The following is a 12,423-nucleotide window of genomic DNA, read 5'->3' on the forward strand; positions in this document are numbered from 1 at the left end:
GTCTCTGGGTACCGGGCTCCGGAGACGCCGTCAAGACGGCATGGACACCGACGGGCCGCACTCGGCCGGTGCGGCGTCACATGAAGGCGGCGGCGCATGAAGAAGGCCCGCTTCCCGTCGCCGGGTTGCGGGCCTCGCTCCAACTGCGGTCCTGACGGGATTTGAACCCGCGGCCTCCACCTTGACAGGGTGGCGAGCACTCCAAACTGCTCCACAGGACCAGGTTTCGCGGCGCTTATTGCTGCGTTGCGCTGCGAGAAGGACTGTACAGGAGCGGGCGGGCCTGGTCGAACTCACCCTGTGTACGGGAGGCGTTACGGAGCGAGCGCGTCGATCGCCTTCACGATCCGCTTGTCCGAGATGGCGTACGCGGTGCCGAGGGCGTGGGCGAAATAGCTCACCCTGAGCTCCTCGATCATCCAGCGGACGTCCAGCACCTGCTGCGGGACGGGCCGCCCCTGGGGGAGCTGTTCCAGGAGCCAGGCGTACTCGTCCTGCATCTCGTGGACCTTCTCCATACGGGTCGTGTCCCGCTGGACGTTCGTCGCCATCTGCTGGAGCCGGCGGTCGGCGGCGACCAGGTACCGCATCAGGTCCGGCAGCCGCCGAAGACCCGTCGCCGTCACGAACCCCGGCTTCACCAGCGCGTCCAACTGCGCCCGCACGTCCGCCAGGTTCGCCAGCAGCGCCGGGCTCCGCACGGTCTTCAGGCGCCGCTCACAGGCCTGCCAGGCGGCGAGCACCTGCTGCACCTGCCCGACCGTACGCACCGTCGTGTCGACGATCTCCGCCCGCACCTTGTCGTACAGCTTCCGGTACGACTCCTCGTCCCACGCCGGGCCCCCGAAGTCGCCGATCAGCTTGTCCGCCGCGGCGGTCGCGCAGTCGTCGAACAGGGCCTGGATCGAGCCGTGCGGGTTCGCCGACAGCGCCAGCTTCTGGGGGGTCGTCAGCTTCTCGGAGGCGAACTTCGCCGGGTTCACCGGGATGTTGCGCACGATCAGCCGCCGCGTGCCCTTCCACATCGCCTCGGCCTGCTCCGCCTCCGTGTCGAAGAGACGGACGGAGACCGTGTCGCCGTCGTCGACCAGGGCCGGATACGCCTTCACCGGCTGACCGGCCCGGCGCGTCTCGAAGACCCGGGTGAGGGCGCCGATCGTCCAGTCCGTCAGGCCCTTGCGCTCCAGGGACTCCCCGCCCTCGCGCTCCGCCGTGGCCGCAGCGGCCTGCGAGATCGCCTGGCGTGCCTTCGGCCGCAGCCGCAGCCGCAGGGCCTCCAGGTCCTTGTCCTCGGCCAGCTTGCGGCGCCGCTCGTCGACGATCCGGAACGTGATCCGCAGATGCTCCGGGATCCTCGACTGATCGAAGTCCTCCGCGTCGAAGGGGACCCCGACCATGCGCTTCAGCTCGCGCGCCATCGTGACCGTCAAGGGCTCCTGGAGCGGGACGGCCGAGTCCAGGAACCGCTTCGCGAAGTTCGGCGCCGGCACGTAGTTGCGCCGGATCGGCTTGGGGAGGGAACGGATCAGTTCCGTCACCAGCTCCTCCCTGAGGCCCGGGATCTGCCAGTCGAAGCCCTCGTCCGTCACCTGGTTCAGGACGTGGAGGGGGATGTGGACGGTCACGCCGTCCGCGTCCGCGCCCGGCTCGAACTGGTACGTGACCCGGAACTTCAAAGGCCCCTGCCGCCACGAGTCGGGGTAGTCGTCCTTGGTGACCGCCTCCGCGGACTCCCGGATGAGCATCGCCCGCTCGAAGTCCAGGAACTCCGGCTGCTCCTGCCGTTTCCGCTTCCACCACGAGTCGAAGTGCGCCCCGGACACCACGTGTTCGGGCACCCGCTGGTCGTAGAAGTCGAACAGGGTGTCGTCGTCGACCACGATGTCCCGGCGCCGCGCCCGGTGCTCCAACTCCTCGACCTCGCTGAGGAGTCGGCGGTTGTCGGCGAAGAACTTGTGGTGGGTGCGCCAGTCGCCCTCGACGAGTGCGTTGCGGATGAAAAGCTCGCGGGAGGCCTCCGCGTCGATCCGGCCGTAGTTCACCTTCCGCTGGGCGACGATCGGCACGCCGTACAGCGTGACCTTCTCGTACGCCATCACCGCCGCCTGGTCCTTCTCCCAGTGCGGTTCGGAGTACGTCCGCTTCAGCAGGTGCTCCGCGAGCGGCTCGACCCACTCCGGCTCGATCCTCGCGTTGACCCGGGCCCACAGGCGGGAGGTCTCCACCAGCTCCGCCGACATGACGAAACGCGGCTGCTTCTTGAAGAGCGCGGAGCCCGGGAAGATCGCGAACTTGGCGCTGCGGGCGCCGAGATACTCGTTCTTGTTGCCGTCCTTCACGTCCTTCATGCCGATGTGCGAGAGCAGACCGGCGAGAAGGGAGACGTGGACGCTCTGCTCGGCCGCGTCGTCCTCGTTGGGATGGATCCCCATCTGCTTGGCGACCGTGCGCAGTTGGGTGTAGATGTCCTGCCATTCGCGGATGCGCAGGAAGTTGAGGTACTCCTGCTTGCACATGCGCCGGAAGGAGCTGGAACCCCGCTCCTTCTGCTGCTCGCGGACGTACCGCCACAGGTTGAGGTAGGCGAGGAAGTCGCTGGTCTCGTCCTTGAAGCGGGCGTGCTGCTGGTCGGCCTGGGTCTGTTTGTCGGCCGGGCGCTCGCGCGGGTCCTGGATGGACAGCGCGGCCGCTATGACCATGACCTCGCGGACACAGCCGTTCTTCTCGGCCTCCAGGACCATGCGCGCGAGCCGCGGGTCCACGGGCAGTTGGGCGAGCTTGCGGCCGGTCTGGGTGAGCCGGTTGCGTACGTCCTTCTGCGTCGGGTCGAACGCGCCCAGTTCCTGGAGGAGTTGGACGCCGTCCCGGATGTTGCGGTGGTCCGGCGGGTCGATGAACGGGAACTTCTCGATGTCGCCGAGCCCGGCCGCGGTCATCTGCAGGATCACGGAGGCGAGGTTCGTCCGCAGGATCTCGGCGTCCGTGAACTCCGGGCGGGCCTCGAAGTCCTCCTCGCTGTACAGCCGGATGCAGATGCCGTCGGAGGTACGGCCGCAGCGCCCCTTGCGCTGGTTGGCGCTGGCCTGCGAGACCGCCTCGATGGGCAGCCGCTGGACCTTGGTGCGGTGGCTGTAGCGGGAGATGCGGGCGAAGCCGGGATCGATGACGTACTTGATGCCGGGGACGGTCAGGGAGGTCTCGGCAACGTTGGTCGCCAGAACGATCCTGCGGCCGGTGTGCTGCTGGAACACGCGGTGCTGCTCGGCGTGCGAGAGCCGGGCGTACAGGGGGAGGACCTCCGTGAAGCGGTACGCCTTCTTCGTGAGCGCGTCCGCGGTGTCCCGGATCTCCCGCTCACCCGAGAGGAAGACGAGGATGTCCCCCTTGCCCTCGTCCTGGAGCTCCTCCACGGCGTCGCAGATCGCGGTGATCTGGTCGCGGTCCGAGTCCTCGGAGTCTTCCTCCAGGAGGGGCCGGTAGCGGACCTCCACCGGATACGTCCGGCCGCTGACCTCGACGATCGGCGCGTCCCCGAAGTGCCGGGAGAACCGCTCGGGGTCGATGGTCGCGGAGGTGATGACGACCTTGAGGTCGGGCCGCTTGGGCAGCAACTGCGCCAGGTACCCGAGCAGGAAGTCGATGTTGAGGGACCGCTCGTGGGCCTCGTCGATGATGATCGTGTCGTAGGCGTACAGCTCGCGGTCGGTCTGGATCTCGGCGAGCAGGATGCCGTCCGTCATCAGCTTGACGAAGGTCGCCTCCGGGTTCACCTGGTCGGTGAACCGCACCTTCCAGCCGACGGTCTCGCCGAGCGGGGTGTCCAGCTCCTCGGCGATCCGCTCGGCGACGGTACGGGCGGCGATACGACGGGGCTGGGTGTGCCCGATCATGCCGCGGACGCCCCGGCCCAGCTCCATGCAGATCTTCGGGATCTGCGTGGTCTTGCCGGACCCGGTCTCACCGGCCACGATCACGACCTGGTGATCACGGATGGCGGCGGCGATCTCGTCCTTCTTCTGGCTGACCGGCAACTGCTCGGGGTAGGTCACCGCGGGCACGCGCGCACGCCGTGCGGCGGTCCGCTCAGCGCCCTTGCCGACCTCGGCCTCGATCTCGTTCAGTACGGCGGTCCGCGCCTCGGGCTTGCGGATCTTGCGCGCACCTTCGAGCCTGCGCCCGAGCCGGTGCGCGTCACGCAGGGACAGCTCGGTCAGGCGGGCGGCGAGCTCCCCGAAAGCGGGGGTGCCGGGGGCGGGGGCAGGATGCGTAGACATACGCGGTCCAGGATCTCATCCCGGGGAAATTAGTGGCTAACGCTTTTGTCTCCGACCGTGGAGCAGCGGTGCAGCCGCGCCATCACGGGGTCCGCGGGGCCGGCATCTCGGCCGGTGCGTCCCTCCGGTTCTCGCCGAGGGCGATGGACCTCGCGGTGTTGGAGACGGCCTTGATGCCCAGGTAGGCCGTGGTCATGCTGCTGACCGCGGTGAAGGCGGCGGTGAGGACACCGACGATCACCGCCTTGTCGCCGTCGAGCCGCCAGACTCCGAAGACCGCCACCCCGGCGATCGCCAGATTGCTGAGCATCACCGCGAAGAGCCCGTACCGGGCCCGGGCCAGCTCCAGAGCGTCGTCCCGCTTCATCGTCCCCGCCCTCTTCGTCCTCTTCGGGACAGATACAACAAGACCCCGATCCGGAGATCGGGGTCTGTGCTGTGGCTGGGGCCGGGGTCGAACCGGCGACCTACCGCTTTTCAGGCGGTCGCTCGTACCAACTGAGCTACCCAGCCGAGAGATTTCCGAAGAAACCTCAGCGGTCCTGACGGGATTTGAACCCGCGGCCTCCACCTTGACAGGGTGGCGAGCACTCCAAACTGCTCCACAGGACCAAGCTTTGTGCGCGAACATTCTCGCACACGGTATTGCGTACCCCCAACGGGATTCGAACCCGTGCTACCGCCTTGAAAGGGCGGCGTCCTGGGCCACTAGACGATGAGGGCTACAGGCCATCCTGGGCGCTTCTCAGCGCGTCGGGGACGTCAGAAGCATATGGGATGCCGGGAGCTATCGCCAAAACGGTTTAAGGGGAGCCCGAGGGTGAGGGTGTGGCGCCCGGCTGGTTGTCCTCCGGAAGGTGGCGGCTGACCTCCGCCGTCGTGAGGCCCAGGCCGCCGAGTTTGATCTCGTCCCAGGCCTGCAGGCGGCGGGTGTCACGGTCCATGTAGAGGATCGAGGCCTCGATGGGGTCGGGGTACTTGCCCTCGACGGCACGCAGTCCGCTGCCGCCCGTGGAGCCCTCGACGCGCAGCCGGGTGCCTCCCTTCAGGACCTCCATCTCCTGGTGGTGGAGGTGGCCGGACAGGACCATCGGCACCTCGCCGTCGACCTCGCGGGCCGCGGAGGGTTCGTGCGCGATCGCGAGGTCGACCGGGGTGCCGGCGGCCCGCTGTTCCCGCAGGGCCGCGGCCAGGCGGGTGCCCGCGGCCTCCTGGGACTCGTCGGCGCCCGGGTTCGTGGAGCGGTCCGGGGTGAACTGGGGGTCGCCCATGCCGGCGAAGCGCAGCCCGGCGATCGTCTCCGCCGTGCCGTTGTCCAGGACGTGGACGTGCTTGAGGCCCTCCATGTAGCGCTGGGTGGTGAGGGAGTCGTGGTTGCCGCGGACCCAGACGTACGGCGCCCCGAGGTCCGGGATCGGGTCCAGGAAGCCGTTCTCCGCCGCCGTACCGTGATCCATCGTGTCGCCGGAGTCGACGATCACATCGACCTTGTACTGCTCCACCAGCGAGGCGATGATCTTCCAGCTCGCGGGGTTGAGATGGATGTCGGAGACGTGCAGGACCCGGATGGTGGTGGGGTCCGGCTGGTAGGCGGGGAGGGTGGACGTGGCGTCGTAGAGCTTCGTCACGTTCGTCACCAGGCGGGCCAGCTCCTGCTGGTAGACGTCGAACTCGGTGACGATGCTGCGGGCGTTGCCGACCAGGGAGGGCGCGGAGGAGAGCAGCCCCGAGAACTTCGGTTCCAGGACCGATTCCGGGTTCCAGGTGGCGTATGCCGTGCCGCCCGACGCGGCCAGGAGGGTCAGGGCGAGGCCGCCGGCCGCGAGGGCCCGGCGGGGGCGGCGGTAGACCACGAGGCCCAGGGCCGTGGCGCCCGCGACCACGGCGACGCAGGAGCGCACGGCGAGGTCGAGGGTGCCGTGCTCGACGTCCGTCGCGACCTCGTCCTGGAGGCCGGAGAGGCGTTCGGGGTGGTCGACGAGGGCCTGCGAGCGCTCCGGGTCGAGCTGGTCCACGTTGACGTCGAGGCGGACGGGGGCCTGGTGGCTGTTCAGCTGGAGCGCGCCCAGCGGTGAGATGTTGATCTTCGTGCCGCCGGTCAGGGACGGGCGCAGGGTCATCGTCGTGTTCATCGGACCGACCGGCACCCGGACGTTGCCGACGATCAGCAGACCCAGCCAGGCGCCCATGAGGACGACGGCGACCAGGCCGAGGGCACGGGTCCAGGGGTGTGGAGGGTGGACGAGCTCGGCGGACGGGTGAGAGCGGCGGCTGCCGTAGTGGCGGGCGAGGGCGCGTGGCGGTGTGCGGAGGGCGTTGAGGATGTTCGGGATGGTCAGGGCTGCGAGGGGGACGCGGGCCATTGGTCCCGTATGCCCAAGTCCACGCGCGGATATGCGGGCGCGCCCCTGACTCTCGTACGGGCGTTCTGTACCGGAGAATGGGCCTGTGCTGGAGATGACGCGCGAGGAGTTCGAGGAACTGGTCGCCGAGGCGCTGGACCGGATTCCGCCGGAGTTGACGCGGCTGATGGACAACGTCGCGGTGTTCGTCGAGGACGAGCCGCCCGCGGACGATCCCGAGCTGCTCGGGCTGTACGAGGGCACTCCGCTCACGGACCGGGGGGAGTGGTACGCCGGGGTGCTGCCGGACCGCATCACGGTCTACCGGGGGCCGACGCTGCGGATGTGCGATTCCCGGGCGGACGTGGTCGCGGAGACCGAGGTGACGGTGGTGCACGAGATCGCCCATCACTTCGGGATCGACGACGCGCGGCTGCACGCACTCGGGTACGGCTGAGCGGTTCGCGTGTCCTCTTGTGGGCGGCGGGAGTTGGGCAGGTTGACTCTTTGACGACCGCCCTCGGAGGTGGCTGCTCGTGCGCCCCTTGTACGTACCCGTCCGTCTGGCCGCCACGGTCATGGCCGTCGCCGCCGCAGCGGGCTGCATGAGCGTGGGCGGGGACGACGGAGGCGGCAGCGCCAAGCCGTCGCACTCGGCCGGTGAGCGGGGCGGCGAGGCGCCGGACGGGGGAACGGCACTCTCGGGCGGTTCCGCCGGCTTCGGCGGGGCGGCCTCCGACGGCAAGCACGGCAAGCGCGGCAAGGGCAAGGACGGCGAGGAGTCGGCCTCGCCGTCGGCGTCCGCCTCGGCGGGAGCCGGCGCGTCGCACCCCGCGAAGCCCGGGCAGTCGGTGCAGCCGGGGGTGCCGTCGCCGACCAGGGCCGATCCGACGCCCACCCGTACGGCCGATCCGGAGCCGTCGGCGCCCGTCGAGCCGCCGCCCGCGTCGACCACGCCGTCACCGCCTCCGGCCGAGCCGTCGTCCTCGGCGCAGCCGGAGACGGGACCGCAGCTGAGCCAGCGGGAGCCGGCGCCCACCGCCGGATCACCGGTGTGACACCAGACACCAGCGCCCCGTCCGGCCGCCGAGTGACCTCGGATACATGCGCGGGGATCGGTTTGCCTTCGGGGGTGGTGGGTGCGTATGGTTATAGATCGTTTGATCATTTGCCCGGCGCCAACGCAGAAGCGCGCCGTGTGGCGCGTTCTCTCCCTTGCCGTGGCTGACCGCATAGAGGCGGTCGTATTGCGAATCACGGAGTTGACGGGCGCGTGCCGACGAGACTCCGGAAGGTTTCGCATACGCATGTCCATTTCCAGTTCTGACCACATCGTCATGCCCGAGAACGAGGGCACCGACGAGGCGGTCTCCCAGACCCCCGAGACCACCTTCGCGGACCTCGGTCTCCCCGAGGGTGTCGTCCGCAAGCTCGCCCAGAACGGCGTGACCTCCCCCTTCCCGATCCAGGCCGCGACCATCCCGGACGCCCTGGCCGGCAAGGACATCCTGGGCCGTGGCCGCACCGGCTCCGGCAAGACCCTCTCCTTCGGTCTGCCGCTGCTGACGAAGCTGTCCGGCGGCCACACCGACAAGAAGAAGCCCCGCGGCATCATCCTCACGCCGACCCGTGAGCTCGCGATGCAGGTCGCGGACGCCCTCCAGCCCTACGGCGACGTCCTCGGCCTCAAGATGAAGGTCGTCTGCGGCGGTACGTCGATGAGCAACCAGATGTACGCCCTGGAGCGCGGTGTCGACGTCCTCGTCGCCACCCCGGGCCGGCTGCGCGACCTCATCAACCGCGGCGCCTGCTCCCTGGCCAACGTCGAGGTCGCCGTCCTCGACGAGGCCGACCAGATGTCCGACCTGGGCTTCCTGCCCGAGGTCACCGAGCTGCTCGACCAGATCCCGGGCGGCGGCCAGCGCATGCTGTTCTCGGCCACGATGGAGAACGAGATCTCCACGCTGGTCAAGCGCTACCTGAGCAACCCGGTCACGCACGAGGTCGACAGCGCCCAGGGCAACGTCACGACGATGTCCCACCACATCCTCATCGTGAAGCCCAAGGACAAGGCGCCGGTCACGGCCGCGATCGCCTCCCGCAAGGGCCGCACGATCATCTTCGTCCGCACCCAGCTGGGCGCCGACCGGATCGCCGAGCAGTTGTGCGACTCCGGTGTGAAGGCCGACGCGCTGCACGGCGGCATGACGCAGGGTGCCCGCACCCGCGTGCTGGAGGACTTCAAGAAGGGCTACGTCAACGCGCTCGTCGCGACCGACGTCGCCGCCCGCGGTATCCACGTCGACGGCATCGACCTCGTCCTGAACGTCGACCCCGCCGGTGACCACAAGGACTACCTGCACCGCGCAGGCCGTACCGCTCGCGCGGGCCGCACCGGCACGGTCGTGTCGCTGTCCCTGCCGCACCAGCGCCGCCAGATCTTCCGGCTGATGGAGGACGCGGGCGTCGACGCCGGGCGTCACATCATCAACACCGGTACGGCCTTCGAGCCCGAGGTCGCCGAGATCACGGGCGCGCGTTCGATGACCGAGGTCCAGTCCGAGTCCGCGGCCAACGCGGCGCAGCAGGCCGAGCGTGAGGTCTCGCATCTCGCCAAGGAGCTGGAGCGGGCGCAGCGTCGCGCGACCGAGCTGCGCGAGGAGGCCGACCGTCTGGTCGCCCGCGCCGCCCGCGAGCGTGGCGAGGACCCGGAGACGGCGGTCGCGGAGGCGCAGGCCGTGGTGGCCGAGGCGGCCGAGGCCGTGGTCGCCGAGCAGCCGGTCGAGCGTCCCGCCTACGAGGAGCCGCGTCAGCGCCGTGACGAGCGGGGTAACTACGAGCGTCGTGACGACCGTCGGGACGACCGGGGTGGCCGTTCCTTCGAGCGTCGTGACGACCGCTCCTCCGGTGGTTTCAACCGCGACCGTCGTGACGAGCGTCCCTCGGGCGGCTTCCGCCGTGACGACCGTCGGGACGACCGGGGTGGCCGTTCCTTCGAGCGTCGTGACGACCGCCCGTCGGGTGGCTTCAACCGTGACCGCCAGGGCGACCGCCCGACCGGTGGCTTCAACCGTGACCGTCGTGACGAGCGTCCCTCGGGTGGTTTCCGTCGTGACGACCGCCCGTCGGGCGGGTTCAACCGCGACCGTCAGGGCGACCGTCCCACCGGCGGCGGTTTCAACCGTGACCGTCGTGACGAGCGTCCCTCGGGTGGTGGCTTCCGTCGTGACGACCGCCCGTCGGGTGGTGGCTTCAACCGCGACCGCCGCGACGAGCGTCCGTCGACCCACCGGGGCAGCGACCGCCCCTTCAACCGTGACCGTCAGGGCGACCGCCCCACCACCGGCGGTGGTTTCCGCTCCGGCGGCCACGACCGCCCGCACGGCCGTCGTGACGACCGTCCGGCCGGCTCCTCCTTCGGCCGCCGCGACGACAAGCCGCGCTGGAAGCGCAACGGCTGACACAGCGTGAGCTGAGCTGGGGCCCGTACGACTTCGGTCGTGCGGGCCCCTTTTCGTATCCGTATTCGACTACCGGACCCTGTGGGGCAGTTGTTAACATCCGTTGATCGCGTGACGGAGTGTGGCCGAGGGGGAAGACAAGGCCTGCCGCCGCGACTTTTCTGACTTCCCTGGGGAGGGACCCTTGACCCGGCGTGCCCGGATCTCACTCACTCTCGTCTCGCTGGCCGCGCTGAGCGCCGGCACCCTGACGACCGCGGGCCCGGCCGCCGCGGACATCACCCCGACACCGATCGCCACGGACGGCGTGTGGGGCATCGACTACGCCGCCGGCTATCTGACCAGCGTCGAGTACCGGCCGAGCGGCGAACAGTACGTCGTCGGACGGCAGTTCTCACCCGACGGCTCCACCGTGCTGAACGAGGCCACTCGCGGCTACGCCGGCGACTTCGCCGACGGCACACACCTCCAGCGGGTGCCGTGTGACGCGGGCGACTGCGTGCCACTGCGCTCCACCGGCAACCAGAGCGTCGGCTACTTCCAGGTCGATGAGTACGGGAAGGAGCGCGCCCAGGTCTGGGTGACGCGGAACAACTACCACGGGACGGAACCGGCCGTCACGGGCGGCCGGTTCGTGGACGCCACCGGCCGCTACTTCGTCTACAACGCGGCCTCCACCGGCAAGCAGTACGTCGACGCCGCCAACCGGTACCGCGACGAGGACGTCCGTCTGACCCGCTCCGTCACCGCCGCCTCCGTCTGGGGCTCGGCGCTGTGGACGCCGGGCTCGGGCAACGGCGTCGTCACCCAGTACGACCTGGAGTCGAAGAAGACCGTCACGACCGTCTCCACCGGAGCCCCCTGCACGGTCAAGGAGCTCCAGGTCGTCGGCCGCTGGATCTACTGGAACTGCGGTCCCACGGGCGCCGCGGGCGTGTACGACCGCACGGCGAAGAAGAACATCACGGTGCCCTCCGGCCCCGCCCTCGTCGGTGACGGCTACCTCGTCCAGCACGACCGGAGCGCCGGGAAGCTCATGCTCACCGACTTCCACGCCGGTACGGCCGCCGCCGCGCGCGGGATCGCCGACCTGCCGGGCGGGAACACCGCCGACCAACGGCGGCTGACCTGGACCGTGGACAAGTTCGGCGGGGGCGTCGCCTACGTCGGTACGGACCGCTCGATCCAGGTGGTGCCGAGCGGGGTGCCCGCGCAGCCGCTCGCGAAGATCGAGGCGGACCTGGACGACAGCGACTTCGACGCCGCCGGTCGCTACAGCGGCAGCATGACCTGGAACAGCGTCTGGCAGCTGAACAAGCCCGCCGACTGGACCTTCACGGTGAAGGACGCCCAGGGCCGCACCGACCGCACCCTCAGGGGCAGCGGTACGGCGATCGACCTGGCCTGGGACGGAAAGACGGAGTCGGGCGCGTACGCGTACAACGGCCCGAAGACCTGGACGCTGACCGCCACCGCCGCCGACGGCGCGGGCACGTACACGACGACCGGCAAGTTCGGGCTCACCGGCGGCCGCCAGGGCCATCACGACCAGGGCGGCTACAGCTACGGCGAGCTCGTCACCCTCAACTCCTCGGGTGCCCTGACGCTCCAGTACACCAGGGGCAAGGGCACCTTCGACTTCAAGGACAGCGCGTCCGGCTGGCCCGCCGGCACGGTCGCCGTTCCCTTCGGCGACATGGGCAAGGATCGCTGCGCCGAGATGCTGGTCCGGATGCCGAACGGCGAGCTGCGCCGCTACGCGGGCAAGTGCGGAGGATCGTACGGCCCGTCGAGCAGCCACACCTCTCTCGGCACCGGATGGAACGCGTACAACGTCCTGACCGCCCCCGGCGACCTGACCGGCGACGGCCGTACCGATCTGCTGGCCCGCAAGGCCTCGACCGGGGACGTCTATCTCTTCGCCAACGACGGGGCGAGCAAGCTCAAGCCGGGGGTGAAGATCCGCAGCTGGGGGACGTACAAGAAGATCGTCGGCGCCGGTGACCTGAACGGCGACGGCTTCGGGGACGTCCTGGTGCAGGACAAGGCCGGGACGCTGTGGCGCTACGACGGCACCGGCACCGGTCAGGTGAAGGAGCGGGTGAAGGTCTTCTCCAACTGGGGGACCTCGTACAACGCGGTCGTCGGCGTCGGTGACATCACCGGGGACGGGAAGAACGACCTGGTCGTCCGGGACACCGCGGGCAACCTCTACCGCAACAACGGCGACGGCAAGGGGTCGTTCGGCGGGCGTACGAAGATCGCGAGCGGCTGGCAGGGCTACAAGGGCGTCTTCTAGGAATACGGTTGGGCCTTTTCTAGCCAAGTTGTGACGTGTGTCACGCC

7 protein-coding genes and 4 tRNA genes are annotated in these 12,423 nt (G+C 69.6%); 4 read left to right on the plus strand and 7 right to left on the minus strand.

Annotated features, from left to right (window positions below; all coding sequences use genetic code 11):
- Positions 1-146: 146 nt before the first annotated feature.
- The 7 genes from ACFYRX_RS16160 to ACFYRX_RS16190 form a co-directional block, all read right to left on the minus strand.
- Positions 147-221: transfer RNA gene (locus ACFYRX_RS16160), tRNA-Asp, on the minus strand.
- Between the two features lie 93 nt (positions 222-314).
- Positions 315-4,274 (minus strand): ATP-dependent RNA helicase HrpA, encoded by a 3,960-nt coding sequence (gene hrpA, locus ACFYRX_RS16165; protein WP_389099938.1) that lies wholly within the window; start codon positions 4,272-4,274, stop codon positions 315-317.
- An 82-nt stretch (positions 4,275-4,356) separates the two neighbouring features.
- Entirely contained in the window at positions 4,357-4,641 is a 285-nt protein-coding gene (locus tag ACFYRX_RS16170; protein WP_389099940.1) for a hypothetical protein, read from the minus strand.
- Between the two features lie 72 nt (positions 4,642-4,713).
- Positions 4,714-4,787, minus strand: a tRNA-Phe gene (locus tag ACFYRX_RS16175).
- Positions 4,788-4,811: 24 nt separating this feature from the next.
- A tRNA-Asp gene (locus ACFYRX_RS16180) sits at positions 4,812-4,886 on the minus strand.
- A 38-nt stretch (positions 4,887-4,924) separates the two neighbouring features.
- Positions 4,925-4,997 (minus strand) — tRNA-Glu (locus ACFYRX_RS16185).
- An 80-nt stretch (positions 4,998-5,077) separates the two neighbouring features.
- Entirely contained in the window at positions 5,078-6,637 is a 1,560-nt protein-coding gene (locus ACFYRX_RS16190; protein ID WP_389099942.1) for a metallophosphoesterase, read from the minus strand.
- A gap of 85 nt (positions 6,638-6,722) precedes the next feature.
- Between ACFYRX_RS16190 and ACFYRX_RS16195 the strand changes: the two genes are divergently transcribed.
- From ACFYRX_RS16195 to ACFYRX_RS16210, 4 genes are all read left to right on the plus strand, one after another.
- Positions 6,723-7,073: a metallopeptidase family protein gene (locus ACFYRX_RS16195; RefSeq protein WP_389099944.1), complete on the plus strand. Its 351-nt coding sequence runs from the start codon at positions 6,723-6,725 to the stop codon at positions 7,071-7,073.
- A 79-nt stretch (positions 7,074-7,152) separates the two neighbouring features.
- On the plus strand, positions 7,153-7,674 hold the full coding sequence (locus ACFYRX_RS16200) for a hypothetical protein (RefSeq protein ID WP_389099946.1): 522 nt from the start codon (positions 7,153-7,155) through the stop codon (positions 7,672-7,674).
- A 279-nt stretch (positions 7,675-7,953) separates the two neighbouring features.
- On the plus strand, positions 7,954-10,077 hold the full coding sequence (locus ACFYRX_RS16205) for a DEAD/DEAH box helicase (protein WP_389099948.1): 2,124 nt from the start codon (positions 7,954-7,956) through the stop codon (positions 10,075-10,077).
- A 184-nt stretch (positions 10,078-10,261) separates the two neighbouring features.
- Positions 10,262-12,376, plus strand: coding sequence for an FG-GAP repeat domain-containing protein (locus ACFYRX_RS16210; protein ID WP_389099949.1), 2,115 nt, complete (start codon positions 10,262-10,264; stop codon positions 12,374-12,376).
- Positions 12,377-12,423 lie beyond the last annotated feature (47 nt).

Source organism: Streptomyces sp. NPDC005374, from assembly GCF_042872225.1.
GTDB lineage: Bacteria > Actinomycetota > Actinomycetes > Streptomycetales > Streptomycetaceae > Streptomyces.